At 64.5% G+C, this 24,798-nt stretch carries 20 protein-coding genes and 2 tRNA genes; 7 read left to right on the top strand and 15 right to left on the bottom strand.

Translation table 11 applies throughout. The features are described 5' to 3' along the window. Positions 1 to 19 precede the first annotated feature (19 nt). From nuoD to SALLO_RS0111615, 5 genes are all read right to left on the bottom strand, one after another. Positions 20 to 1,369: an NADH dehydrogenase (quinone) subunit D gene (gene nuoD / locus SALLO_RS0111635; RefSeq protein ID WP_022836478.1), complete on the bottom strand. Its 1,350-nt coding sequence runs from the start codon at positions 1,367 to 1,369 to the stop codon at positions 20 to 22. A gap of 45 nt (positions 1,370 to 1,414) precedes the next feature. Continuing rightward, positions 1,415 to 2,140: an NADH-quinone oxidoreductase subunit C gene (locus SALLO_RS0111630; protein ID WP_022836477.1), complete on the bottom strand. Its 726-nt coding sequence runs from the start codon at positions 2,138 to 2,140 to the stop codon at positions 1,415 to 1,417. A 26-nt stretch (positions 2,141 to 2,166) separates the two neighbouring features. Then, entirely contained in the window at positions 2,167 to 2,772 is a 606-nt protein-coding gene (locus tag SALLO_RS16880) for an NADH-quinone oxidoreductase subunit B (protein ID WP_022836476.1), read from the bottom strand. Between the two features lie 152 nt (positions 2,773 to 2,924). Then, positions 2,925 to 3,296, bottom strand: a complete 372-nt coding sequence (locus tag SALLO_RS0111620) for an NADH-quinone oxidoreductase subunit A (RefSeq protein ID WP_022836475.1) — start codon at positions 3,294 to 3,296, stop codon at positions 2,925 to 2,927. A 293-nt stretch (positions 3,297 to 3,589) separates the two neighbouring features. After that, complete coding sequence (locus tag SALLO_RS0111615; RefSeq protein ID WP_022836474.1) at positions 3,590 to 4,531, bottom strand: sulfotransferase; 942 nt, start codon at positions 4,529 to 4,531, stop codon at positions 3,590 to 3,592. Positions 4,532 to 5,202: 671 nt separating this feature from the next. Here SALLO_RS0111615 and SALLO_RS0111610 point away from each other — a divergent pair. Further along, positions 5,203 to 6,705 carry a S8 family peptidase gene (locus tag SALLO_RS0111610; RefSeq protein WP_211214090.1) on the top strand — a complete coding sequence of 501 codons (1,503 nt, stop codon included), beginning with the start codon at positions 5,203 to 5,205 and terminating at the stop codon, positions 6,703 to 6,705. Positions 6,706 to 6,815: 110 nt separating this feature from the next. Here SALLO_RS0111610 and SALLO_RS0111605 read toward each other — a convergent pair whose 3' ends face one another. Next, entirely contained in the window at positions 6,816 to 7,535 is a 720-nt protein-coding gene (locus SALLO_RS0111605) for an SDR family oxidoreductase (protein WP_022836471.1), read from the bottom strand. Between the two features lie 261 nt (positions 7,536 to 7,796). Between SALLO_RS0111605 and SALLO_RS0111600 the strand changes: the two genes are divergently transcribed. From SALLO_RS0111600 to SALLO_RS16875, 5 genes are all read left to right on the top strand, one after another. Continuing rightward, positions 7,797 to 7,870: transfer RNA gene (locus SALLO_RS0111600), tRNA-His, on the top strand. Positions 7,871 to 7,888: 18 nt separating this feature from the next. After that, positions 7,889 to 7,966: transfer RNA gene (locus SALLO_RS0111595), tRNA-Glu, on the top strand. 122 nt (positions 7,967 to 8,088) lie between these two features. After that, positions 8,089 to 8,796 carry a phosphoribosylformylglycinamidine synthase subunit PurQ gene (purQ, locus tag SALLO_RS0111590; RefSeq protein WP_022836470.1) on the top strand — a complete coding sequence of 236 codons (708 nt, stop codon included), beginning with the start codon at positions 8,089 to 8,091 and terminating at the stop codon, positions 8,794 to 8,796. A 2-nt stretch (positions 8,797 to 8,798) separates the two neighbouring features. After that, on the top strand, positions 8,799 to 9,422 hold the full coding sequence (locus SALLO_RS0111585) for a rhomboid family intramembrane serine protease (RefSeq protein ID WP_022836469.1): 624 nt from the start codon (positions 8,799 to 8,801) through the stop codon (positions 9,420 to 9,422). 9 nt (positions 9,423 to 9,431) lie between these two features. Beyond that, positions 9,432 to 9,962 (top strand): fasciclin domain-containing protein, encoded by a 531-nt coding sequence (locus tag SALLO_RS16875; RefSeq protein ID WP_084696275.1) that lies wholly within the window; start codon positions 9,432 to 9,434, stop codon positions 9,960 to 9,962. A gap of 9 nt (positions 9,963 to 9,971) precedes the next feature. On the opposite strand, the gene ruvC is transcribed toward SALLO_RS16875, so the two are convergent. From ruvC to SALLO_RS16865, 4 genes are all read right to left on the bottom strand, one after another. Then, on the bottom strand, positions 9,972 to 10,511 hold the full coding sequence (ruvC, locus tag SALLO_RS0111575) for a crossover junction endodeoxyribonuclease RuvC (protein ID WP_022836467.1): 540 nt from the start codon (positions 10,509 to 10,511) through the stop codon (positions 9,972 to 9,974). 75 nt (positions 10,512 to 10,586) lie between these two features. Further along, positions 10,587 to 11,675, bottom strand: a complete 1,089-nt coding sequence (locus tag SALLO_RS0111570; RefSeq protein WP_157621430.1) for a BamA/TamA family outer membrane protein — start codon at positions 11,673 to 11,675, stop codon at positions 10,587 to 10,589. After that, a complete protein-coding gene (locus SALLO_RS16870) occupies positions 11,672 to 14,068 on the bottom strand; it encodes a penicillin-binding protein 1A (RefSeq protein WP_022836465.1) in 2,397 nt (798 codons plus the stop codon). Before SALLO_RS16870 ends, SALLO_RS0111570 begins: the two co-directional genes overlap by 4 nt. An 89-nt stretch (positions 14,069 to 14,157) precedes the next feature. After that, entirely contained in the window at positions 14,158 to 14,901 is a 744-nt protein-coding gene (locus SALLO_RS16865) for a UDP-2,3-diacylglucosamine diphosphatase (protein ID WP_051141452.1), read from the bottom strand. A 182-nt stretch (positions 14,902 to 15,083) separates the two neighbouring features. On the opposite strand from SALLO_RS16865, the gene SALLO_RS0111555 reads away from it, so the two are divergent. After that, positions 15,084 to 15,785, top strand: a complete 702-nt coding sequence (locus SALLO_RS0111555) for a rhomboid family intramembrane serine protease (RefSeq protein ID WP_022836463.1) — start codon at positions 15,084 to 15,086, stop codon at positions 15,783 to 15,785. 36 nt (positions 15,786 to 15,821) lie between these two features. Here SALLO_RS0111555 and SALLO_RS0111550 read toward each other — a convergent pair whose 3' ends face one another. From SALLO_RS0111550 to SALLO_RS17905, 5 genes are all read right to left on the bottom strand, one after another. Further along, complete coding sequence (locus SALLO_RS0111550) at positions 15,822 to 18,866, bottom strand: TonB-dependent receptor plug domain-containing protein (protein WP_028567193.1); 3,045 nt, start codon at positions 18,864 to 18,866, stop codon at positions 15,822 to 15,824. A 130-nt stretch (positions 18,867 to 18,996) separates the two neighbouring features. Next, complete coding sequence (locus tag SALLO_RS0111545) at positions 18,997 to 19,743, bottom strand: ABC transporter ATP-binding protein (protein WP_022836461.1); 747 nt, start codon at positions 19,741 to 19,743, stop codon at positions 18,997 to 18,999. A gap of 44 nt (positions 19,744 to 19,787) precedes the next feature. After that, on the bottom strand, positions 19,788 to 21,152 hold the full coding sequence (locus SALLO_RS16860; protein ID WP_022836460.1) for an efflux RND transporter periplasmic adaptor subunit: 1,365 nt from the start codon (positions 21,150 to 21,152) through the stop codon (positions 19,788 to 19,790). Between the two features lie 51 nt (positions 21,153 to 21,203). Next, complete coding sequence (locus tag SALLO_RS0111535) at positions 21,204 to 22,676, bottom strand: TolC family protein (RefSeq protein WP_022836459.1); 1,473 nt, start codon at positions 22,674 to 22,676, stop codon at positions 21,204 to 21,206. Between the two features lie 190 nt (positions 22,677 to 22,866). Continuing rightward, positions 22,867 to 24,681 carry a glycosyl transferase gene (locus SALLO_RS17905; RefSeq protein ID WP_022836458.1) on the bottom strand — a complete coding sequence of 605 codons (1,815 nt, stop codon included), beginning with the start codon at positions 24,679 to 24,681 and terminating at the stop codon, positions 22,867 to 22,869. Positions 24,682 to 24,798 lie beyond the last annotated feature (117 nt).

Here is a 24,798-nt window from a genome sequence, read left to right as displayed (position 1 = left end):
AAACGGAGAAGGGGCAGGGCTACTTGTCGGCTTCGCCCATCACGGGATCCATTGAGCCGATGATGACGACGGTGTCGGCCACGAGTGAGCCTTCCATGATGTACTCCATGCCCTGCAGGTTGGTAAACGATGGCGCGTTGATGCGCATGCGGTACGGGTTGCCGGTACCGTCGGACGTCAGGTAGAAGCCGAGTTCGCCTTTCGGACTTTCGATGGCGTGGTAGCTGTGCGCGCCCTTCGGGGCGACGGTGCCCACGTCGGTGTACATGAAGTCGTGAATCATGCCTTCCATCGAGTAATACACTTCCTCTTTCGAGGGATAGGCCTGCTTGGCGTCATCGGTGCGAATGGGGCCTTCGGGCATGCGGTCGAGGCATTGCTTGATGATGCGCACCGACTCGCGCATTTCTTCGAGGCGCAGGAAGTAGCGCGCCAGGCAGTCGCCTTCTTCCCGAATGGGAATGGTGAAGTCGACCTCGTCGTATTTCAGGTACGGCTCAAAGCGGCGGATGTCGTACGCCACGCCCGAACCGCGCAGGTTGGGCCCGGTGAGGCCGAGCTCCATGGCTTCTTCTTTGGTGACGCGTCCCACCCCCTTGTTGCGCTCGATCCAGATGCGGTTGCGGTTGAGGAATTTCTCCCATTTGTCGAGCTCGTCGATGAAGCTCTCGTTGAACGCCTTGATGCGCCGAATGGCCTCGCCGCTAATGTCGGAGGCCACGCCCCCGATGCGGCTGTGGCTCACGGTGAAGCGGGCGCCGGCGACCTCATCGAAGATTGAATAGATGTCCTCGCGCTGCTGAAACGTCCACAAGAAGCCCGACACGGCGCCCGCGTCCATCAGGCCCACCCCCAGCCACAGGCAGTGCGAAGAGATGCGCGCCAGCTCGCACATGATCATGCGAATCCACTGCGCCCGCTCGGGTACTTCAATGTTGGCAAGCTTCTCAACGGCCAGGCACCACGCCACGTTATTGGAATAAGGCGAGAGGTAGTCCATGCGGTCGGTGTACGGCATGAACTCCTGGTACGTCTTGTGCTCCGCGAGCTTTTCGATGCCGCGGTGCAGGTAGCCGATGTCGAGCACGGCCTTTTCGATGGTCTCGCCGTCCAGCTTTACCACGCAGCGCAGTACGCCGTGGGTGGCCGGATGCTGCGGGCCCATGTTGAGGATCATCTCATTTTCGAGCGGGTCCTCATCGGCGGCCGGGGCACCATCGCCCATCGCGCCGTCGCCCGCCGCGGCGCGCTTTTCTTCAATCCAGGCATGCTTCGATTCGAGCCGCTCGTAGATCTTTTCGTTATGCTTGGGCCAGAAGCGAAACTTGTCGCCAAAGTCGAGGCCCGGAAAGTCGGGGAGGTTTGCCATGAGCAGAAAGGTCCTTGGGCAATGAAAGCAACACGCCAGACGCCGCTAGTCGACGTCTTCGTCGGTGAAATCGGACGTCGGCTCTTCGTAGCTCTTGACGGGCTTCGAGCCGTGGGCCGCGGCAAAGGGGTCCATGGTGAGCGGGCCCTCGGGCGTTTGCGGGGGCAGCGGCAGCGAGCCGGGAATGCCAAGCTGCGGAAATTCCTTGCGCAGCGGGTAGTACTCAAAATCCTCGGGCATGTACATGCGCCGCAGGTCGGGGTGGCCGTCAAAGATGAGCCCGAACATGTCGTAGGCCTCGCGCTCGTTCCAGTTGGCCGCGCGGTACACCGGCGTCACGCTGGGCACGTGCAGGTCGTCTTCGTCAATGCGCACCTTCAGGCGCAGGCGCTTCACATCGTCGATGTTGACGAGGTTGTAGAACATCTCGAAGCGCTCGTCCTCGGTGAAGCGGTCAATGCCGCCGCAATCCACAAAATACAAGAAGCCTTGCTCGGCCTTCAGGTAGCGGCATACGTTGGCAATCTCGTCCTTCGCAATGAAGACGGTGTCTTCGTTGGCATAGGTTTCCGCGCGCAAGACCACGGCGTCGCCAAACGTGTCGCGCAGCGCGTCAATCACCTCGGGCACGTGGGTGGTGCCCTGCGCATGCGGGTTGCCCTCGTCCTGATCGGGGCGCGCCTCGTCGGTGGGCGTGTAGTAGAACTTGAGGTTTTCGGGCCCCGCGTCGGCGCTAGGCGGCGGCGTGGCGCGCTTGTCGTCGGCTGGCATAAGCTCTCTGTAGACGTGAGTGAACGTTACGCGTCGTGGCCCGGACGCTCAAGCGTGAAGTTGGCGGCCTTGGGCTTCTCCAGTTGGCCGGGAAAGCCCTGCGCGTTTTCCGGGAGGATGGGCGCGCGGTGATCCTTGGGCCCGTGGGTGTAGTCCTGCGTCACCGAGTACTCGTTCCGAATCTTCTCCTGAATGTCCATCAAGGCATGCGCAACGGCCTCGGGGCGGGGCGGGCATCCGGGGATGTAGACGTCTACCGGCAGGAAGTTGTCGATGCCCTGCACGACGCCGTAGCAACGGTGCATGCCGCCGGTGGAGGCACATGCGCCCATCGCAATGCACCACTTGGGGTCGGGCATCTGGTCCCACACGCGGCGGATGGCGTGGCTCATCTTGTACGAGCACCAGCCCGCCACGATCATGAGGTCGGCCTGGCGGGGCGAGAAGCGCATGGCTTCGCTCCCAAAGCGGGCCGCGTCGGTTTTGGGCCCAGCAAACGCCATCATCTCAATGGCGCAGCACGCCAGCCCCATGGGCATGGGCATCAGCGAGTTGGAGCGCGCCCAGTTGAGGACGGCGTCGAGCCGCGTGGTAAGAAAACCTTGTCCGCCGGAGGGGTTCGATCCAGCCATGGTTGGGATGCGCTATGGAGTGAAGCATGCGTATGCGGCAGCGATCGGCCGAGGCCAATCCGTCACGTGTTCAATGACCCACGTTCGCCCCCTGTTTCGGCACCGGCGACGCCCACGGTCTCAATTTTCAGAAAAACATGAAACGTGTGCCGTCACTCAAACTCAAGGCCGCCCTTCTTGATGTCGTAGAGCAGCCCGATGGCCAGAATGACGGTAAAGAGAATCACGACGGTCATGACGCCAACGGCCGCGCCGGCGTCGATGAAGTCGTGGAAGCTGACGGCCCACGGGTACATAAACACGACCTCCACGTCGAAGACGATGAAGATCATGGCGACCAGATAGAACTTGACGGAGTAGCGCTCGCGGGCCGACCCAATGGGATCCATGCCGCTTTCGTACGGCGTGCGCTTTACACGATTGAGGCGCCGCGGACCGATCAGCTCGGCCGCCTTCAGAAGCGTCATCGAGAGGCCCAGCGCGATGAGCATCTGGATGTACAGCGGGATAAAGTCGGAAAACATAGCGCAGGCGGTCCGCCTTGTGGGGGCAACGAGTAAAACAGTGCAGGGCCCGGCGTGTGCGGCATGGGAGCATCGTGAGCGATGCGCTCGGCACCGGGCACTCGGTACAGGCTACAGCGGCGTTGCGATCTACTGCACGCACAACCGCTGCAGTGTGCTGCATAGTTTGCAACAGGGGTACGGATAGCGTACGCACCGCAGGCTATGGATGCAACCGGAGGGCGCGCCAGAATCCGAAATGCCCGTTAATACCGGACGCGTGCGGCGACCGAAGCGACATGTAGGGGGCGGTGCTACCAGGCCTCAGCGGTGTACAACGGCGGGTCGACGGCCAGGAACGCCGTCCGGAGGGCCTCTTGCGCGGCCTGCGGCACTTCGTCGCGCCAGCGCTCGGTGTTGTGTGCGGAAAGATCGCGGGCGGTGCCAAAGGGGGTGCCGCCCGGCTGCTCGGTGGTGATGCGCTCCGCGAGGCCCGCGCGCGCTGCAGGCGTCCACGAAAGCCCTGCAGCGTCATACACCGCCCGAAACTGCGCCTCCGGCGTGGCGCACACCGCCTCGTACCGCAGCACCGTGGCCTCCGGCCGGTCGTGCACAACCTCCATCGCGGCCCGCAGCGCAACCCCTTGCACGTAGCCCATCCGCGCCCAAAAGGTGTCGCGCGGCGGGGGCGGATACTGCGCCTGCCGCGACGGATGCACGTACGCATCGCGCGGCTGGCGCGTCCACCCCAGACGGCGGAAGCTGTACGCGACGGCCGCGGGGTGCCGCACCAGATAGATGACCTGCGGCTGATAGCGACCCGCGTACCACCGCAGGGCCAGCGGATGCACCTCCTTCACAAATACCCGCCGGTGGGCACGCGCGCCGATCCGCCACTGCCGCGGGCGCCGCACGATGTTTGTGGAAAATGCCGGCACGCCCGCAAACGCCCGGTCGGCCCAGCGGGCGTAGTACGCCGGGGCCTCGCCACGGCCCTTGTCTTCGACGGCATAGCGCCCCGCCGGACGCGACTGCGTGACGGGTTCTTGCAGGTAGAGGAGCTCCGGCGCGCGCCCGATCACATCGGCCACCCAGGTGGTGCCGCTCCGCGGAAAGCCCATCAGCAGAAGCGGCGGCTGTGCGGGCGGATACGCCCGGGCCAAGTGGCCACGCAGCCCCGGCACGTTGGCCCACCACACCGGCGAGATGCGGCGCACCACCGGCTGCACAAGCGATTGAAGGAAGGAGCGAACCATGAGGGCCTGCAGGTAGCAAAAACGCGTAGGGCAACCTCCCACACGCAATGGGCGCGCCGATAGATTCATCCGCTCACCGATAGATTCGCGCGGGCAGCCGGCGGCCTTTCGGCAGCCGGCATTGCCATGTCGTTTCAACCGTTTACATCACGGACGATGCCGCTCACTGCCCACAGGTGCACCCGACTATGAAGTTTCCATACGGTTTCGGTAAATTTGTAGCGCCTGACCCGTGAATCCCTGGTTATTTGTTTCCTGTTTGTTAATATCCGTCACCTTTGCAAAGAAAAAGTGCCGAATGCCTGCCGGGCGATGGCTCCACAGGTTGACTTTTTAAGAGGGCACAAAACGCAAAGGGCGCGGGAGGGATCGCTTACGTTTATGCGTCCACCAAGCACGCAGGAGAAGCCTGCGCTTCCGCCAGCGATTCGTTTTGCATGCGTAGCAGCCGCTCCCACCGGCTGCTGCTCTCACGCCATCCATGCAGCCGCATCGCGCTGTTGTGCCTTTTCATCACTCGTATTTGTTTGGTTTACCCACCACCTTTTATGCATCGTTTACCTGCAGTAACACGGGGCGTGCTCGCCAGCGCTCTCGTTTTTGCACTGCTGTTTACTGGCTGTGACAAATCGAGCGCTCCCACGGTTGCACCAACGGCTGACAAGCCGGATGTGAGCGCCAAAATGACTTCGGAGGCGCCCGCCAATACGCCAGGCGCCACCGAGCTTCCGGGGAATGAGCGCTCCGAGCCTATTCCCGGCCAGTACATCGTCGTTCTCAAAGACAACGCCGTTACGCAGAAAAGCGAAGCCGGCGTGCGCGCCCTGGCCCAAGAGATGCTTGGCAAGTCGGGCGCCGTGAAGAACACCTACGCCACCGCCCTGACCGGCTTTGCCGCGAAAGGCATTAACGAAACCATCGCGAGCCGCCTGGCGGACGATCCGCGGGTGAAGTATGTGGAGCAGGATCGCACGGTATACGCCGTGGCTACCCAATCGAATGCCACCTGGGGCCTCGACCGCATCGACGCGCGCAGCGGCCTCGACGGCGACTACACCTATAACGCCAGCGGACAAGGCGTGAACGTGTACGTGCTAGACACAGGCATTAACACGTCGCACAACGACTTTGGCGGCCGCGCGGTGCCCGCGTTTGACGCCATCGGCGACGGCCAACAGGCCCAAGACTGCAACGGCCACGGCACCCACGTGGCCGGCACCATTGGCGGCGGCACCTACGGCGTTGCCAAAAATGCCACGCTTTACGCGGTGCGCGTGCTCGACTGCAGCGGCGGCGGTACGCTCAGCGGCGTTGTAGACGGCATCGACTGGGTCACGCAAAACTACCAAGCCCCGGCCGTGGCCAACATGAGCCTCGGCGGCGGCGCCAGCCAGTCGATTGACGACGCCGTAGCAAACTCTGTTGCTGCGGGCGTTACGTACGCCGTGGCCGCAGGCAACGAAAACACCGACGCCTGCACGAAGTCGCCGGCGCGCGTCAGCAGCGCCATCACGGTGGGCTCGAGCACCTCCAGCGACAGCCGCTCGTCGTTCTCGAACTACGGTTCGTGCGTCGATCTCTTCGCCCCGGGCTCGAACATCACCTCGGCGTGGTACACCAGCGACACCGCAACCAACACGATTAGCGGAACGTCGATGGCCTCCCCGCACGTAGCGGGCGTTGCCGCGCTGTACCTGGAGAACAACCCGAGTGCTAGCCCCTCGGCCGTGACCAATGCGATTGAGAGCAGCGCCACACAAGGCGTTGTCTCTGATGCGCAAGGCTCACCCAACCTCATGCTGTACAGCCTCTTTGATGGCAGCACCGGCGGTGGCGGTGGCAATGACGGCGGATCGGGCGGCGGCGGAACCGCGCCGTGCACGAACTGCTCGGCCTTCAGCGGATCGCTCTCAGGCAGCGGCGACTCCGACTATCAGCCGGACGGCACGTACTACGCGGGCGACGGCACGGAGACGGGCTACCTCGTGGGCCCCTCCAGCGCAGACTACGACCTCTACCTGTACAAGTGGTCGGGCTACGGCTGGCAGCAAGTTGCCAGTTCAACGTCTGCCTCGTCCGAGGAGCAAATTGACTACAACGGCTCGTCGGGCTATTACTACTGGGAGGTCTACTCCTACAGCGGCAGCGGCTCGTACACGTTCTATCTCGAATAGACGGTGCGCCCTGCGCTTAACCCTAGCAAAGAAGCGGCCGCTTCCCTTTCGGGAGGCGGCCGCTTTGTTGTTGGATGCCGCAGGCCGTTGGGGCCCGCAGCAGAGCGCCATCAACCGCGGGGGCGCAGCGGGCGCATCACCACTTCCGAGATGAGATAGTTGTCGGGCCCTTCGATGACGTGCAGCACCGTGCCCGCTACATCTTCGGGTTGCATCGGGTTGGGCGCAATGCTGCTGCCGGCCACATCGGAGAAGTTCGTTTCCACCGAGCCAGGGTACACGCACGTCACCTTGATGCCATCGTCGCGCAGCTCTTTCATCATCGCGTCGCTAAAGCCGCGGACGGCAAACTTACTGGCGTTGTACGCGCTGATGTTGGGGTTGCCAAGCAAGCCGGCGATAGAGGCGATGTTTACGATGTGCCCGCCAAAGCCCTCGGCCTCGTTCTGCGCGCGCATCATCGGGACGGCCTGCTGCGTGCACAAAAAGACGCCGTTCACGTTGGTGGCTTGCTGCTGGTCGAAGGCCTCAGGGGTGAGGTCTTCAATACCACCAAACTCGCCATAGCCGGCGTTATTTACGAGCACATCGCAGCGGCCCGCACTGTCTTCCACCACGGCAAAGGCCTCGGCGACCGATGCGGCGTCGCGCACGTCGCACGTCACCGGATGAAACGCGTCGCCCAGCTCGTCGCGCACCGCAGACAACGTGTCGCCCGAGCGCGCCAGTCCAAAGACGGTTGCCCCGCCCTCAACCAGCTGGGTGGAAATAACGCGGCCGATGCCGCTGCTGGCACCGGTTACCACGGCTACTTTGTCTTGTATGTTCATTGCGTTGGGTGTATCTTGTTGTAGAGGATGCGTCTGCTCAATGCCGCATGGCTCAACGGATGCGCCCGGTCCGGTCGATCCCCACGGCGGCCGCTCTTGGCCGATCCGTTACGTCTGGTGCACGGGCGTTCACTTGCGCGCGCCGCGAGCAGCTGCGGCCCCAACACGCCTTCCACCGAAAGTTCACCCCGACTGTAAACGGCGGGCTTGCGTTCGCCGAAACCATCGCCTATCGTATGGGTCCGATGGTTACACATGATGGTGGGCATAGCTCAGTTGGTTAGAGCGCCAGGTTGTGGTCCTGGAGGCCGTGGGTTCAAATCCCACTGTCCACCCCGCTGTAGCCCCTACATGCCGCGTTCGTCTAGCCTGGTCCAGGACGCCGCCCTTTCACGGCGGTAACACGGGTTCAAATCCCGTACGCGGTACCAAGCGCCGATGGGATCTCCCGTCGGCGCTTTTTTTGTGACGTGTGCCTCCTCCGAACCGCCGCGGAGCCGCGTCGTTTACCGGATGGTTTCTTCGCTGACTGCCTCCTTGCGCCCCTGGCTTCATGTCCACCCGCTTCGGTGTGATCGTCTTTCCCGGCTCGAACTGCGATCACGATGCGTACCATGCCGCAAGGCACGTTTTTGGCCAATCGGCCCGGTTCATCTGGCACGAAGATTCGTCGGTGGGCGACGTGGATGCCGTCATCGTTCCGGGCGGCTTTTCGTATGGCGACTACCTCCGCTCGGGGGCCGTGGCCCGCTTCGCCCCCATCATGGAAGACGTGCAGCGCTTTGCTGCCGACGGCGGGCTGGTGCTGGGCATCTGCAACGGCTTTCAGATTTTGTGTGAGAGCGGCTTGCTGCCGGGCACGCTCATGCGCAATGCGTCGCTCCGCTTCTTGTGCAAGCCCGTGACGATGCGCGTGGAGCGCGCCGATACGCCGTTTACCAATACCCTTGCGGAAGGCGACGTGGTGACGTTTCCCGCGGCCCACGGCGAGGGCCGCTACTATGCCGACGCCGAGGTCTTGGACGCCCTTGCAGCGCACAACCAAGTGGTGCTGCGCTACGCCACGCCCGACGGCGCGGTGACGGAGGCCGCCAACCCGAACGGGTCCGTGCACAACATTGCCGGCATTGTAAACCGCGCAGGCAACGTGTTTGGGCTGATGCCACACCCCGAGCGGTGCGTGGAAGACCTGCTGGCCCGCCCCGACGGCGCCCACATCTTTCGGTCGATGATTAACCATTGCACGGCCGTTGCCGCATAAGCATGCCTGGACTCTCTGACGCCCCCATCACGCTCCTGCTCATCCTGGCAAACGTGCTCGTGAGCGGATACGCCTTCGTGGGCGATGCCTCGTTGCTCGACGAGCTGTCGTTTCGTCCGCGCCGCGTGCGCGACGAGGGCGAGTACTACCGCTTTATCAGCGCGGGCTTCGTGCACGCGAGCTTCGGCCACCTGCTGTTTAATCTGATCACGCTCTACTTCTTCGGGCCGTGGCTGGAGCGCTTTCTGGGCCCCGCCGGGTACCTCGTGCTGTACTTTGGATCGATGCTCGCGGCCCACGGGCTCACCTACGTCAAGCACCGCGACAACTGGGAATACGCGGCGGTGGGCGCATCGGGGGCTGTAAGCGGCGTCCTGTTTGCCTTTTGCCTGTACCGCCCGCTGGCCATGCTGGGCGTATTTTTCGTGATTCCAATGCCCGCTATTCTGTTCGCGGTACTCTACGTGGTGGGGTCCATCTATGCCATGAACCAGGGCGAGGGCATGGCCGGCGGCATTGCCCACGAAGCCCATCTGGGCGGCGCGCTGGGCGGCCTGCTCCTCACCATTGCGCTCGACCCCACCGCCATCGTCACCTTCCTGCGGGCCATCCGCGGTCTCTTTTAACACCACCGTATGCCTATGCTTCGCCGGGTTGTTCTTGGCTCTCTTGTCGCCGTTCTGCTCATCGGCTGTGGACAAACGGACGCGCCCGCGCCTACCCCGCAACAGCCGCTAGCGACCACCGATACGGTATCGCTGCGCGGGCTGCTCGCCACCGATGCCCGCTTTTCTACGTTGGCCACGGCCCTCGATTCGGCCCGTCTCAGCAGTCTCCTGCGCGCCGACACGACGCTCACGGTGTTTGCGCCCACCAACGCGGCGTTCGAGGCGCTTCCGCCCGGCACCCTCGCGGCGCTGTTGGCCCCCGCCCGGCGGCCGCGCTTGCGCACGCTCCTGCGCTACCACCTCGCGCCCGGTCCCTATTCCCCCCAGGCGCTGCGATCCCGCGACAGCCTTGCCACGCTCGACAGCCTCCACGTGCCCCTGCGCACCGCGGGCGACACGCTGCAGGTTGGCGCGGCCCGCGTGCTGGGGCCGCCCGTGTCGGCGCGCAACGGAACGGTGTACGTCATCGACCGGGTACTGGCGCCGCCCGCGCCGTAGGCAGCGGCGCTACTCCACCACCCGGTCCGGATTGTTGTCCACAAAACTCGCCCAGCCGGTGTACGACGTCTGATCGTGCCCGTGGCCCGCGCGGTACTGTCGGCAGAGCGCAATCGCGAGGGCATCGGAAGCGTCGTGCGGCACCGATGTCTCGGCACGTAGCGACAGGATGTTGCGAACCATGAAGGCTACCTGCTTCTTCGAGGCGTTGCCGTTGCCCGTCACGGCCTTTTTCACTTCCGCCGGTGTGTACTGATCGACCGACAGGCCCGCGTTGAGTCCGGCCAGCATGGCCACGGCCTGCGCCCGGCCCAGCTTGAGCATCGACTGCGCGTTGCGGCCGTAGACGGGCATCTCAACGGACAGCGCCTCGGGCGCATGATCGGAGATGAGCGCGCACAGGGCGTCGTAGATCTGCTTGAGGCGCTCGGGGTGGCTGTCGTCGGCATCCAGGCGGATGGTGCCAAACGCAACGGCGGTTTCGTCGGCGGTATCGATGATGCCGTAGCCGGTGCACCGCGAGCCGGGGTCGACGCCTAAAATGCGCATATGAGGCAAGCATGTATGCAACGAGTGGACGCTTCGTATGCGGGCGGGCGGCGGGCGGTTCTGCCCGCCACGTCGCTAAAAGGCTTCGAGCATGGAGAGGTACAGCTGCCAGCCGCCGCTTCCATAGGCCAGGTCGATGCGTCCGTGCACGCCCCCGTCGGTGAGCCGCAGGCGTCCGCCGCCGCCCGCTGCAAACGCGAGGTCGCCCACCAGATCTGGCGTGAGCCCGCCGGCCACTTCCCCCACACTGCCAAACGCAACCGCCTTAAACCGCCAAAAGAGCGGCAGGCGATAGGCGGCTTGTGCGGCCCAGTACACCCGGTCGCGAAAGCGGCCTTCGCGGTAGCCGCGCAGCACATCGGGACCGCCAAGTTGCGGGAGCAGGCTGAAGGGCGGTTGCCCCATCGTCGCTTCGCCGTACAGCTGTGCCGCTGCAATGCCCGGCCCCCACGGGCGATACGCCCGGAGGTCGATGCGCGACTGCGCGAAGACGCGCCCGCCGGCGAGGAGCCGCGTAACGCCCAGCAGCGATGCCTCGGCAAAGGAGCCGCGCCGCGGGAAATAGCGGTTGTCGCGCCGGTCGCGCGTGAACACCCCGCCCAGCCCCAGCACCCACGACCGCTCGCGGCCCGCGAGTGCGGCCTGGCCCGGCGGCAGCTCCTCCAGCGCCGTGATCCGCTCGTAGCGGCTCAGCAGCCGCGGCCCGGCATGCCACCCGGCGGTAATGCGCCGCTGCACCGCCACATCGAGCAGCGCCTCGGTGCTGGTGTAATCGGTTGCAAACGACGTCGGGGTATCGCCGCCAACGCCGTAGAACGTATCCGGGAAGTAGCTGCCTTGCACCTCCCCGAGCACCCGCCACCGCCCGCCGCGCAGGTACACATCGGGCTGCACCTGCACGATAACCTGCCGGCGCTGCGTCACCGTCACCAGGCCCTGCACGTTGGAGGCATAGCCGCCCTGCGGCGGCGCATACCAGCCCACCACCAATCCGCCCGACAGCTTGGTCTCGGGGGCATACGCGGCGTACGGCAGCACGAGCCAGGCGTCGTCTGTGGCCGCCGAGTCGGGCGCTTGGCCCTGCGCGCAGCCCGCGCTCAACAGACCCATCACGGCCACCAGAACGCCCGTTACGGCCCACCAACGCATCAAACGACCAGTCACCAGCCCACCCGGTTTTGGCGCGTGGGCATCGGGCGGGCGGTTGTGGAATCGGACGCGGTGCGGAATTGGTCGGGCATCGGGAAGGTTGCGTCTTCGCGCAGCTTTGCCTTCTCCGAAGCTGCCATCTGCTGATAGTAGTCGCCCACAACGAACAGCGCATTGTGCGCCCCCTGGCCCCAAAAACTGGTGCGGAAGGTAAGGCGCGGGTCGTTAAAGCCCACCCACGATCCACTCACCAGCTCGGGATGCATCAGCATGAACCAGCCATCCGCGCTGCGCTGCGTGGTGCCCGTCTTGCCTGCAAAATCGTATTCGCCCAGCCCCCACTGCGTACGGATGCGGATACCGGTGCCGTAGTCAATGACGCCGCGCATCATGTCGACCACCGTGTACGCCGTCTGTTCAGAGAGCGCCTCCCGAGGCGTGGTTTGGGCCTGCCACAGAACGTTTCCGTAGCGGTCCTCCACGCGAGTAATCGCTGTGGGCTCGTAGTACAACCCGCCATTGGCCAGTGTGGAATAGGCTGCGGCCATCTCCAGTAAACGCACGTTGGCGGTTCCTAATGCCAACGAGGGCACCTTTGGCAGGTCGCTTTTGATGCCCATCCGCTGGGCGTACTGGGCTACGTTTGCCGGCCCCACCTGAAGGATGAGGCGCGACGTGATGGTGTTGATAGAGCGCGCGAGGCCCTGACTGAGGGTGAGCATCTGGCCGCTGGAGCCGCCGAAGTTGCGCGGCGTCCATGTCGTATCCGCCCCTCGGTCTTTCCACGAAAACGTGCTGTCGAGCAGCGTGTCGTAGGGCGACCAGCCGTTGTCGATGGCCGTGGTGTACACGAACGGCTTAAACGTAGAGCCCGGCTGACGGCGCGCAATGCTTACCTTGTCGTACTTGTCTTTTCTGAAGTTACGCCCGCCTACCCAGGCTTTTACGTGACCATTGCGCGGATCGATGGACACGAGGCCCGTTTCCAGCCGCGTTTCAATGGCGCGCAACGAATCCATGAACGCCTGATTTTGGCGCAATTGATTGATGGCAGCCTCGGCGCCCACGTCTTGGCGACGGAGCGCAGCGTAACGGTCGGTGGCGCGAATGAAGTCGTTGACGACGCCGTCGCGCTCCGTCCAAAAGTCCTGGAACGGCGTGTATCCCCCCTTACGCGCACGTTCCACGTAGTCCTCCAGCTGCGTGCTGTACAGGCTACCGGTTTCCTGCGACCACTCAAAGTTGACAACCTTTTGTAGCTTTGTCATCTGCGAGTCGACAGCCGCGCGCGCCATGCCTTGCAGCCGCGCATCGAGGGTCGTGTACACACGCAGCCCGTCTTGGTAAATGTTGCGCCCATGCAGCGGGTGGCCCGGCGTTTCCGTCCACTCGTCAAGGGTGGTGCGCACATGCTCGGCAAAGTAGGGCGCGAGGCTCGCGTAGAGTTCTGCCGAGTGGTATTCCGCATCCACCGGATCATCGGCGTGGGCCTCGTAGAACGCTTGCGACAGGTACCCGCGCTTCACCATCTGGCTGAGCACCACATTGCGGCGGTCCTGCGAGTTCTCGGGGTTAGCAAGCGGGTTGTAGTACGTGGTGGCCTTCAGCATGCCCACCAGCGTCGCCGATTGCAGGGTATCGAGCTGCGCGGCCGAGGTGCCGAAGTAGGTGCGCGCAGCGGCCTCAATGCCAAACGCGTTGTACCCAAAGCTCACGGTGTTCAAGTACATCTCAATGATCTCGCGCTTGGTGTAGCGCCGCTCCAGCTCCACGGCCGTCACCATCTCCTTCAGCTTCCGCGTGATGGTCACCTCGCGGCCTACCACCTTGTTGTAGAGGTTACGCGCCAGCTGCTGCGTGATGGTCGAGGCGCCGCGCAAATCGCCCCCGGTGAGAATGTCGAAGATGGCCCCCATGATGCCCTGGATGTCAACGCCCCAGTGCTGGTAGAAGCGATGGTCTTCGGTAGCCACCAGCGCATTGATCACTTCCGGCGCGATGCTGTCGTACTGCGCCCACGAGCGGTTTTGGCTGGCGTAGCGCGCTAGTTGCTTGCCATTGGCCGTGTAGGCGATGGTAGCGAGCTGGAAGGTGGGGTTCTCCAGGCGCTTCGTCGACGGAATATCGTCGGTGAGCGACCACATGTAACCGCCCAAAAGCAGCGTGACAAGAAGCACACTTCCGGCCAGCAGCGACAGCACGAAGGCCGCTTGGGCCTTCTCGGGAGACGCAAACCGATCGTAGAAGAAGCCCCGAAGGCCGCCGGGCGCATTGGGCGGCGTGCCGTTGGACCCGTTGGGCGTTGGGGACGCAGGAGACGCATCGTCGCCGGGCGCACGTTCGTGGCGCGACGTCCGATCATTGAAATACTGCTCCAACTCTTCTTCGGAGTAGGACCAATCAGACATGAAGCATCCGGGCGTTCAATACAAAGGGATTGGCCGCGCGGCGTGGGCGCAGCCTTCAGAGGGGCTCGTACGCAGGCCGCAGGGCCTTGTTACGTTGTTGTTGGCCACGGGCGGGCCCCGGCGTCGGTCCACCGGAAGAGTGCCAGCCCATCAGCATCCAAACGGGCGAAGGTCTGCGATTCGTACCACGCCCCCAGGTTGACGTAGGTGCCGCCGTTGTGCGTGTGGGTCAGCGGGGTGTGGCTATGGCCCATCACCACGGCGTCGTGGGTGCGGAGCTCGGCCTCGGCGTGCGCCCGAAGCGCCTGTGTTACCGCGGGCTCCGGTGCGCGATGCAGGCGCCGGCTCACCCATCGGGCGAGGCCCATCCCCCAGTCGGCCGGCAGCAGCGTGCGATACGCCGCCACGGCCCACGGATGCCGCAGCACCGGCCGCACGCGGCGCGCCAGGTTTCCGTGGCCGGCCGCCACCGCGTCGCCGTGGGCCACGTACACGGCGTGCCTGGCATGGTGCGCGGTGAGGGCGTTGGGCACGAGGCGCACGCCCAGCTCCTCCGTCAGGTACGAGCGATGCCAGGGGTCGTGGTTGCCCAGCAGGTAGGTAGCCGCGCGGCCGGCGTCGACCCAGTCGGCCAAAAACCCCCAAAAGCGGACGCAGCCCTTGGGCACAAGGTGGCGGTACTCGATGTACGCATCGAACACGTCGCCCACCAGGTACAGATGCGTGGCGTCTGCGGCCTGGGCGCTCAGGCAGTCAATCAGGGCGCGTTCGTGGGCGCGCGTCGTGGGCCGATCGAAGCGGCCAAAGTGCATGTCGGAAACAAAGAGAACCACAGCGTCGCGAACGCTCTGTTTGAAAAGTCGACGCAGGAGCGGGCGCGCCACCTCCGCAGGATTTCCGGACAGCGCTTCTGCACGCGAACGCCACAGGGGGCCCGAACGCACGGCCACGCCCCGCGTACCAATGCTGATTTTCGTAGCGCCTTGCCGCGCGTTTTTGGTCAAGACCCGCCGTTATGAATCGACGCCCCTACTACCAGCCGCCTACCCAGTTCGCGGTCTTTCCGCCGGTCATCAAAAACTTGCTGATTCTGAACGTGCTGTTTTTCATGGCACAGTTCGTGGCACAGCAAACCCTAACCGAAAGCGCGCTCCTGGCCCACGTACTCAACCAACTGCCGCTGTACCCGGTGGGCAGCGAAGGCGCGTTCGGCGTGCGCCTCTTTGGGCGCGGGGCCGTGCCGGGCTTTGGCGTGTGGCAGCTGGTATCGTACAGTTTCTTGCACGGCGGCTTTGGGCACCTGCTCTTCAATATGTTCGCGCTCTGGATGTTTGGCGTGCAGATTGAAAACAAGTGGGGGTCGCAGCGCTTCGCCACCTTTTACTTCGTATGTGTGGTGGGCGCAGCGCTGGTGCATCTGCTGTTTGTGGAGGCCCCGGTGCCCACCATCGGCGCATCGGGCGGCGTGTTTGGCGTGCTGCTGGCCTTTGGCATGATGTTTCCCAACCGCCCGATCTACCTCTACTTTCTGTTTCCCATCAAGGCCAAGTGGCTGGTAATTGGCCTGGGGGCGCTGGAGCTCTTCTCGGGCATCTCGGGGACGCAGGCGGGCGTGGCGAACTTCGCCCACCTGGGCGGCATGCTCTTTGGCTTTGGGCTCATCCAGTACTGGCGCGGCAAGCTGCCGGTGGCGCCTGACCGCGTCATGCGCTGGTAGCGGCCGGCCGCTCCGACGGTTTGATCGTGCTGACGGCTAGAACCGGTAGGCGATGCCAAATTGAAATTGACGCGGCGGCCCGGCGTTCTTCTTGACGAGCCCGCGGCGCGCCGGCCCCACCTGAATCTGATTGCTTTGGGTGGCGCTGTTGGCGTAGCCGCTCCAGTTTTGATCGTTGAGCACGTTAAAGACGTCGGCGGTGAGCTGTACGCGGCCGTTGTAGAGCGGCACGGCATAGCGCACGCTCACGTCGAACGTGGCGGCCCAGGGCAGACGGTCGCTGTTGCGCGCGGTCCCCGGCCAGCGGTCGCTGTTGCCCACGTAGGCCGCGCCGTACGAGCGGCCGTCGCCGTTTAGGTCGGTGGTGCCAAACAGGACCGCGTCGGGGATGCGGTTTACGGGCTGCCCGCTTTGCACGGTGGCCCCCAGCGTCACGCCGAGTCCGGCGGTGGGGTAGTACGTCACGAGGCCCTCCATGACGTGCGTGCGGTCGTTCACCGAGGGGCCCCACTCGTCGGCAAAGTCGTTGGCCACCTCCGCGCGAAAGTTGATGTCGTCCGTGTTGTTGCGCAGCCGCGAGAGCGTGTACGAGAGACGATAGCTGAAGTCGTCGCGGCCCCGCGCGTTGACCACGTTGAAGGTGGCAGCCCAGTAGCGCGCCGCGCCGGCCATCTCGGTCATGGTGATGGTGCGCGCCGCGCCGGGGCGGTACAGCGGATTCCCGTTTGCGTCGCGCGCGATGGCGCCGCTGCTGGTGCGCTGGAAGATGTCCGTGGGCCGCGTTTGGTCGGCGGCAAATTGCGAGCGCACCACATCGGCCGGATCGCCGGCCGCGGCAAGCTCGGCCGCCGACACGTCGTATGGCGCCGGCGCATTCAGGTCCACCAGCCGGGGCAGGTGCCGCGAGCGCGTGTGCATCAGATCGACGTAGAAGAGCGTGCTGGCCCCCAACTGCCGCTGGTAGCCAATGGAGAACTGCTGCGTCATCGGGTTCTCGTAGCCGTTGGGGTTCAGGATCCGGCGCTCGTTGCTGAACACGTCGTCGCGCGCAGCGGCAAGCGCGGCCCCCCGCGGCGCGTCGAGGTACGAGGCGTTGGGCACGGTGGCCGTGAGGTTGCCATTGGCCGTGATGCGGGCAATGGATGTGCCCGCCGGCAGGCGGCCCTGATCGATGAGGGTCTGCAGCTGGTCGCGATAGGCCGCCGAGGTGGTGCTCTGCATCACCGCATCGGTGTAAATTGCCGCCAGCACCTTGTCATAAAAGATGCCATACCCGGCGCGCACGCTGCTGCGCGGGCTCAGCGCATAGTTGAGGCTAAGGCGCGGCGCAATGTTGTTCCAGTCGCCGGTGGTGCCGCCGCCCTTCGAGAGCGAGTCGTAGTCCCACCGCAGCCCGGCCGTAACCGTGAGGGCCGACGAGACGGCCCACCGGTCTTCCGCATACACGCCCACCTGGTTCTGCCACTTGGTGAGCGCGCCGGGCCGCAGCTCAACCGCGTAGTTGAGCACGTTCACCGGCCCGGGCAGGGTAGACAAGTCGGTGGCGCGCAGCCCCTGCGTAATGCCTCGTTCGTTGAGCGCCGCCACCTGATCGGCGGTGAGGCGCACGGTGTAGTTGCCGTTGGGGTTGCCGCCGTCGAGCAGGTTGATGTGCGTGTTGATCACATCGACGCCGGTTTTGAGCGTGTGCGCGCCCCAGTTCCACGTCAGCTTTTGCTGCACCTGGAGGGTGTTTTCGGTTTCGTCGAAGGTGTAGCCCGGGTGCCCCAGCACGGCGATGGTCGTCTCTTGCGGGTCGAGCACCGTCACCTGCGGGCTGTTGGGATTGGCGGGGTTCGCGTAGTTCCAGTGGAAGCGGCTGTACTGCACGTTGCCCTCGTACACCAGGCGGCTGCCGGCGTAGGTTGTTTGCAGGGCCACGTGGCCGCCGTCGCGCTGCTGCGTGTTGGCCGCCGACGGAAACAGCACGCCCCCGGTAAGTCCGCCGCCCTGCCGCTCGATGCGCACGCGCTGCCAGTTGGTACGCAGGGTGGAGCGCCACTTGTCCGTCCACCGATGATCGAGGCGCAGCGTAGCGTACGAAAACTGATTGCGTCCGGGCACGGTCTGCTGCAGGCCAAGCTGCGGGACGCGCAAGAGGTTGTCCTTCCAGTCGGCGATGTGCGAGGCGCTTGCAAAGACAAACGTCTGATCTTTCACCAGCGGCCCGCCCACATGCACGCCGCCCTGATGACGCTCGAAGCCCGCGCTGACGGCGTTCCCCGACAGGTCGCGCTGGGCGTACTGCGTGTTGCCATCGAGGGGCTGGCCCGGGCGCGTCAGGTAGTACGCCTCGCCACGCCACGTATTGCTCCCGGATTTTGTTGTTACGTTGATGACGCCGTTGCCGGTGCGCCCGTATTCCGCCGAATAGTTGCTGGTGAGCACCATGACATCCTGGATGATGTTGATGGGCAGGTCCATCTGCGGGCCGCCCAAAAAGTTCTCGTTGTTGTCCATGCCATCGATCATGTAGTTGGCATAGAGCCCGTTGGCGCCGTTGATGCTAACGGTGGGCGCTTCGGGGAAGAAGCCGGTGGCCTGGGTGACGTTGGGCAGGCGGTAGAGCACCTGCGAGAGGGCGCGGCCCTCGACGGGGGTGGCTTGCAGCGTTTCGACGGGCAGGGTGGCCGACACTTCGGCATCCACGCGATTGACCTCGGCAACGCCGGCGTCGGTGACGGTTACTTGCTCCAGTTCAAACGCGGCCAGGGGCGAGAGGAAGAGCGTGACGCTGCGCGTTTGGTTGCTGCGCAGGCTGAGGTCGTCGAGGCGGGCGGCGTAAAAACGATTCGTCTCCGGCGCCCGCACGGTGTAGCGGCCGGCGGTGGAGAGGCCGCTGCGCACCACCTGGCCCTGCGCGTCGGTCACGAGCGTATCCCGAAATCCGATGGCATTGTTCTCGATGATGAGCGGCACGTCGGCGGCGCCGACGTTGCGCTCGACGTTGAGGGCTGTAACGCGCAGGGTGGCCTGACTGTGCGCGGGCGCCGCGGTGGTGAGAAGGGCGAACGCGGCAGCAAACAAAGCAAGGAGTCGCATAAGGCGAAAACGAAAACATGCGGAGGGCTGAACACAGCGACGGGTACGCAAGATACGTACCCGTGGCTTGGTATTCGTTACACGCTTGTTCGTTTATGCCTCCGGCGGTGGCGCGGGCGCCGCGCTGTGTTCAGTTGAGGGCCACCGTGGCATCGGCCAAGACCGGCTGCGCCACCGCTGTATCTTGTTCGAGTTTACCGTCGCGAAGCCGGATGATGCGCCGTGCGTGCTGGGCAATGTCTTCCTCGTGCGTGACCACCAGCAACGTATTGCCTTGCCGGTACAGCGCTTCAAAGAGGCGCATGATCTCGTCGCCCGTCTCGGTGTCGAGGTTGCCGGTGGGCTCGTCGGCCAAGACGAGCGAGGGACGGTTGGCCAGCGCACGGGCGGTGGCTACGCGCTGGCGCTGCCCGCCCGAGAGCTCGTTGGGCTTGTGCGTGAGGCGATCGCCCAGCCCCACATCGGTCAGAATTTCGGCGGCGCGCTGGCGGCGCTCGTGCCGCGGCATGCCGGCATACACGAGCGGCACCTCGACGTTGCGGAGGCAATCGACCCGCGGCAGCAGGTTGAACGTCTGAAAGATGAAGCCAATCTCGCGGTTGCGGATCTCGGCCAGCTCGTCGTCGCTCAGGTGGCTCACGTCGGTGCCGTTCAGGTAGTACGTGCCGCTGGTAGGCGTATCCAGGCACCCCAGCATGTTCATGAAGGTGGATTTTCCGGAGCCGGAGGGCCCCATGATGGCGATGTACTCGCCGGCCTGGATGTTGAGGCTTACGCCATCGAGGGCCCACACTTCTTCGGAGCCCATCAGGTAGCGTTTCTTGAGGTCGACCACCTCAATGAGCGGGCGGTCGGTAGAGGCAGTGGGTGCATTCATGGCGGCAGGGAGGCAAAGAGGCGCAGGCAGGCGAACGGGGCGCGTCACTCGTTAGACGCGAGCGCCGCGTCTGGGCCGGCGCCGGGCGCGCCCTCGTTCGTCACGGTGATGGCCGCCCCCGGCGACAGCTCGCGGCTGATGGCGCTGTAGGGCCCGGTTACCACGCGGGCACCGGGTTCCAGTCCGCTGGCGATGACGATGTGCGTGTCATCGGCAATGCCGGTCTCCACCTCCACCATCTCCACCGTGTCGGCCTGCGCAACGAACACCACCTTCCGCAGGTCTTCCGTGGCATCGTCAGCCGCCGCGTCTTTGCGCCCCTCCAGCTTGTTGAAGTCGCGCACCGTAACGGCCTGAATGGGCACCGCCACGGCGTCCTTCACGGTTTGCGTGAAGATATCGACCGTGCTGCTCATGCCCGGGCGCAGCGTGGGGGCATCGGTCGCAGGCGGTGCTCCTTCCGGCGATTGCAAGCCAGCCGTCGGCCGGGCGTCCATGGCCGGGAATTGGAGGTTGTGCGGGCTCGTCACCCGAATCTTGACCGGGAAGTTGGTCACTTGCTCCTGCGTGCCTTCGCCACTGACGCGCGCCGAGTTGGCAATTTCCATCACCACCCCTTCCAGCGACTCCTCCGGATACGCATCGACGGAAATGGACGCGGTGTCGCGCAGGGCGACGTTCACCACGTCATTCTCATTGACATCCACCACAACTTCCATCTGGCTGAGGCGGGCGATGCGCATCATCTCGGTGCCGGCCATTTGGCTCGTACCCACCACGCGCTCGCCGGCTTCCACGTTCAGCCGACTGATGGTTCCGCTCATGGGTGCCTGGATGGAGGTTTTGCCCAACTGCTTCTGGGCCTCCTCCAGCCGTGCTTCGGCATTTTGGACCTCGAAGCGGGCCGCTTTTAGGTTGGACTGGGCCACTTTGTAGGCCGTTTGGGCATCCAGGTAGTCGGCCTCCGAGATCACTTCGCGGGCGTACAGCTCCTTCTGGCGCTCGTAAATGCGCTCAGCCTGCAGCATGTCGGCACGGCGCTGCTCCAGGCGGGCGCGGGCGCCGCTGAGCGATGCGCGCATCTGCTCAACCTGTGCCTGATACGCATCGGGGTTGATGCGCGCCAGCAGGTCGCCCTGCTGTACGCGGTCGCCCTCTTGCACCGGCAGCGCAATGATTTCGCCGGAGACATCGGGGCTTATCGTGACTTCCACCTCGGGCTGGGTGCGCCCAAAGGCGGTAACCACCTGCGTGACGGTGCGACGCTCAGCGGCTTCCACTTCAACGGCAAGCCCTTCGGGCGCTACGCCCCACCAGCCGAGCCAGCGCCCCAGGCCGCCGACGAGGAGGAGAAACAGGAGGGCACCGCCGGCAATGTAGAGGATACGACGTGTAGGAGACGATGACATAATCGGGTCGTTGGGTCTAGGGGAAACACAGGCCGTGACGCGTGCTGTCTGTTACTGAAACAGCGGCGTTTCGGGGTTCAGCGTGCCGATGTAGTAGTCAATAAGCTGCTGCTGGAATACGAGCGTGTACTGCGCCCGCACCTCTTCGCTGGCCGCCTGCACAAAGTTGCGGTTGGCGTTGGTGAGCTCCACGATAGAGGCGGCGCCCAGCCGAAAGCGCTCCTGGGCCGCTTCCCGCGCGAGGCGCGCGGCTTGCAGACGCTCCTTGGCCGCCGCCAACCGCTGTTGCGCGTTCCGGTAGTCCAGGATGGCTTGCCGCACTTCCGCCGCAATTTGCTGGCGCCGGTCTTGCACTGCGTACTGCGCATTGAGCGCTTGCACGCGGGCTTGCTCAATGCTGGCGCGGGTTTGGTAGCGGTTGAACAGCGGGATGCTGAGGCTAAGGGTGATGCTACCGCCGCGGCGGTTATCCAGCTGATCAAAAAAGTCCGGCTGCACAAGCGTGGGATTGCTGCCGGTGCCTGGCACAAAATAGGGCACGGTACCGCCGCCCGCGGTTTGCACCTGCACCTGGGTGGGCGGGCGGCCGGTGCCCGGCACCGGAAGGAGCGCCGTGCTGGCCCAGTTGCTCCCGTAATCGACGCTCAGATCGAGCGATGGGTACAGCGCCGACTGTGCTACGTCAATGCCGTACGCCGTGGCGTTGGCTTCCGCCCGTTGCGCCTGCAGGTCGTTGCGGCGGCGGTAAGCCTCCTTGAGCAGGTTTTCGTAGCGGAAGGTGGCCGCGGCCGTAACCGGCTCATTGAGCGCAGGGGCCTGAAACGTGTAATTTTTCATCGGGTCAAGCTGCAGCGTCTGGATCAGCTGCGTCTTGTCGAGGCTCACCGCGCGCTCGGCCTCCAGCACCGACGTGCGCTGCTCGGCCACGGCGGCCTGCTGCTCGTACAGGGCCGAGGGCGGGCGGGCGCCGCTTTCCACAAACGCCCGGATTTGTTCTAGCTGCTGCAGCCGGGCGGCCAGTTCCTCGCGCTGCACCGCCAGCACCTCGCGGTCCTGCACGAGCGCCAGGTACTGGTTCATCACGCGAAAGACGACGTTCTTGCGGGTGCGCTCTAGGCTGAGGGTGGACGCGGCGGCATTTTCTTGCGCCTGGTTGAGCGCGGCCACATCGCCCCATCCGTTGAACAGGTTGATGGACCCCCGCGCATTGACCGTGAAGAAGTCGGTCGTCTCGTTGACAATCGCGCCCTCCTCTTGGCTAAAGCTACGGCCAAAGCTGCGCTGTCCGGCCGACGAAGCAGAAAAGCTGGGCCCAAACGCGAATTTTCGTTGCGTGAGCACCGTTTCTTGTTGACGCACGGCGCTCTGGGCGCGCTTCACGTCCGTGTTCTGATCCAGCGCAATATCTACGGCCCGATCAAATGTAATTTGAAGCGTATCGACCGATTGCGCTTGGGCCACCGGACCCATCGCGAGGCACAGGGTGAGCACCGCTGCAGCGCAGCGTACCGAAGAGAAAAACATAGGCGTAGGGAAGGAAATCGTCAGCGAACGTCGTGCAGCAAACCACTCGCAAAGGAGTCAGCCACGTAACGATTAGGCCTTACCCGATGTTACGCATGGGCACAGAAAAGACATGAAGCGCACAGAAGACGCGGCCACCGGTCGTTGCGACCGAATCAACCGGGGCCCGCGATATGAAATACGCCTTGCACTAGCCGGCCGCCGATGAATCATCGAAGCGGCTGTGGACGAGCAAGCCATCGCCCGAGGCCGCCGGCAGGGGGGCCGTGGACTGGAGGGTGGTGCGGAAGGTGAGGCACGTGAGGTTTAGGGCTTCACACGCCGTGCGAAGCGCGCGCCGCGCGGCCGGCGTCCCGGCCAACACCGGCACGATGACGGCCGTCGCCCCGCTTTTCTGCTGCGCCGCGGCGAGGCTCGCGGGCGTCCCCACCACCGAGACGCCTTGCAGGTGAAGACCAATCTTTGACGGACGGGCCGCGATAAGGCCCACCACCACATGATTGGTGGCATCGTCTTGGCGAAGGTGCCGGAGCGCCAACATCGCCGCTTCGTCGGTGCCAAACAGGAGCACCGGCTGCCCCCGGCGCCGCTGCGATGCTGCATACTGCCGCAGCGCGCGAAACCCGAAGCGTACGCCCAAGAGCGCAAGGGTCACGATCATCAAATCGAGAATGACAACCGCGACAGACAACACGGCCACGCCATACGCCAGCGCCACCACCCCCCACGTGAGTGCTGCGGCGGCCATCGTAGCACCGAAGAGCCGGATGACCTCGGGGGTGCCGGCATGACGCCAGATGCCGTGATACAGCCCAAACATGTAGAATACGGCCACCTTGGCAACGGCCACCAGTGGAAGCGCCGTGCTCACGAGGTGCTGCACATTGGCCGGGAGCGCCCCGGCGTACCGGAGGTAATGCGCCAGAATGAACGCGGCCATGACCACCATCAGGTCGGCCATCATGCCCATCACCGATTTCCACGATACGCCGCCCGCTACGGCGCGCATCCAGGCCCCGAGGCGCTCGGTGGCGCTGCGATGCACCGCCTCGTGTCCGGGCACGGGCGTCCCGGCGAGGTACAGCCCAAACACGACAGTCGCCACGCCGCACAGCAGCAACAAGGCGTAGAAGAGCTGTGCCGTGGATTGGTATACCGCGAGCCCCGCAACGCCAAAGACGAGGCTCACCACGTACAGCACGTACACCGTCTGCCGCTCCGACAGCCCGTCGTGCACCAGCCGGTGCATGGTATGATCGACGCCGCCCTCGGTAATCGGCCGTCCTTGCAAGATGCGCGTGACGGTCACAAACGTCGTGTCAAAAATAGGAACGGCCAGCACCACGATGGGCACTAACGTCGCCGCAAATGGGCCGCCGCTGCTCTGCACCGTCATTGCCAGCACCGCGAGCACGTAGCCTAAAAACAGACTGCCGCAGTCGCCCATGAAGACGCGCGCCGGCTTCACGTTGTACACCAAAAAACCAATGCATGCAGCAGCCAGCACGAGCGCAAGCACCGCCATCGAGGCATGATCCAGCCACAGCGCGATGACGCCCAGGATACCGCCGGCAATGGCCGTAATACCGGCCGCGAGCCCGTCCATCCCGTCGATGAGGTTTACGGCATTGCTGATGCCGATGACCCACAGAAACGTGAGCGGCACCGACAGCCACACCGGCCCGCCCCGCCAAAACGCCAGGCCCGCCCACAACACCAACGCCGTAGCCACAACCTGGGCCACGAGCTTGGCTTCCGGACGAATGTCGTACAGATCATCCGCTAGGCCCGTGCCAAACATCACCACGCCGCCCAGAAGCACGCCCACCGGGAGCGAGGCCCACGCGCCGCTGGCCCATAATCCGACACCCACACTGGCAAAAATTCCCAACCCGCCAAGCAGCGCAACCGGACGCGTGTGCCAGCGGTCATCCTTAGGATACGCAATCCATCCGGCCCGATGAACGCCCCAAATAACCAACGGCGTAAGAAGCAACGCGGCCATGAGTGCCGCACCGCCTCCCCAGTACAACGCCTGTAACGTACGATATGCAAGGTCCGCTGTCCCCCCATACAGCAACGGATGCAATGTCGTCATACGTTTGTGCTCATCCCTTTAGAA

Source organism: Salisaeta longa DSM 21114 (assembly GCF_000419585.1).
Lineage (GTDB): Bacteria > Bacteroidota > Rhodothermia > Rhodothermales > Salinibacteraceae > Salisaeta > Salisaeta longa.
The sequence above is the reverse complement of the archived record's forward strand: the minus strand, read 5'-3'. Positions and strand labels throughout refer to the sequence as shown.

Bases quoted from the DNA above. Each gene is read 5' to 3' on its own strand.
- SALLO_RS0111605 (WP_022836471.1), bottom strand. From the start codon at position 7,535: ATGAACATACAAGACAAAGTAGCCGTGGTAACCGGTGCCAGCAGCGGC.
- SALLO_RS17905 (WP_022836458.1), bottom strand. From the start codon at position 24,681: ATGGCCGCGTTGCTTCTTACGCCGTTGGTTATTTGGGGCGTTCATCGG.
- SALLO_RS0111585 (WP_022836469.1), top strand. From the start codon at position 8,799: ATGCCTGGACTCTCTGACGCCCCCATCACGCTCCTGCTCATCCTGGCA.
- purQ (WP_022836470.1), top strand. From the start codon at position 8,089: ATGTCCACCCGCTTCGGTGTGATCGTCTTTCCCGGCTCGAACTGCGAT.
- SALLO_RS16860 (WP_022836460.1), bottom strand. From the start codon at position 21,152: ATGTCATCGTCTCCTACACGTCGTATCCTCTACATTGCCGGCGGTGCC.
- SALLO_RS0111535 (WP_022836459.1), bottom strand. From the start codon at position 22,676: ATGTTTTTCTCTTCGGTACGCTGCGCTGCAGCGGTGCTCACCCTGTGC.
- SALLO_RS0111615 (WP_022836474.1), bottom strand. From the start codon at position 4,531: ATGGTTCGCTCCTTCCTTCAATCGCTTGTGCAGCCGGTGGTGCGCCGC.
- ruvC (WP_022836467.1), bottom strand. From the start codon at position 10,511: ATGCGCATTTTAGGCGTCGACCCCGGCTCGCGGTGCACCGGCTACGGC.
- SALLO_RS0111620 (WP_022836475.1), bottom strand. From the start codon at position 3,296: ATGTTTTCCGACTTTATCCCGCTGTACATCCAGATGCTCATCGCGCTG.
- SALLO_RS16870 (WP_022836465.1), bottom strand. From the start codon at position 14,068: ATGTCTGATTGGTCCTACTCCGAAGAAGAGTTGGAGCAGTATTTCAAT.
- SALLO_RS0111545 (WP_022836461.1), bottom strand. From the start codon at position 19,743: ATGAATGCACCCACTGCCTCTACCGACCGCCCGCTCATTGAGGTGGTC.
- SALLO_RS16880 (WP_022836476.1), bottom strand. From the start codon at position 2,772: ATGGCTGGATCGAACCCCTCCGGCGGACAAGGTTTTCTTACCACGCGG.
- SALLO_RS0111630 (WP_022836477.1), bottom strand. From the start codon at position 2,140: ATGCCAGCCGACGACAAGCGCGCCACGCCGCCGCCTAGCGCCGACGCG.
- SALLO_RS16875 (WP_084696275.1), top strand. From the start codon at position 9,432: ATGCCTATGCTTCGCCGGGTTGTTCTTGGCTCTCTTGTCGCCGTTCTG.
- nuoD (WP_022836478.1), bottom strand. From the start codon at position 1,369: ATGGCAAACCTCCCCGACTTTCCGGGCCTCGACTTTGGCGACAAGTTT.
- SALLO_RS0111550 (WP_028567193.1), bottom strand. From the start codon at position 18,866: ATGCGACTCCTTGCTTTGTTTGCTGCCGCGTTCGCCCTTCTCACCACC.
- SALLO_RS0111555 (WP_022836463.1), top strand. From the start codon at position 15,084: ATGAATCGACGCCCCTACTACCAGCCGCCTACCCAGTTCGCGGTCTTT.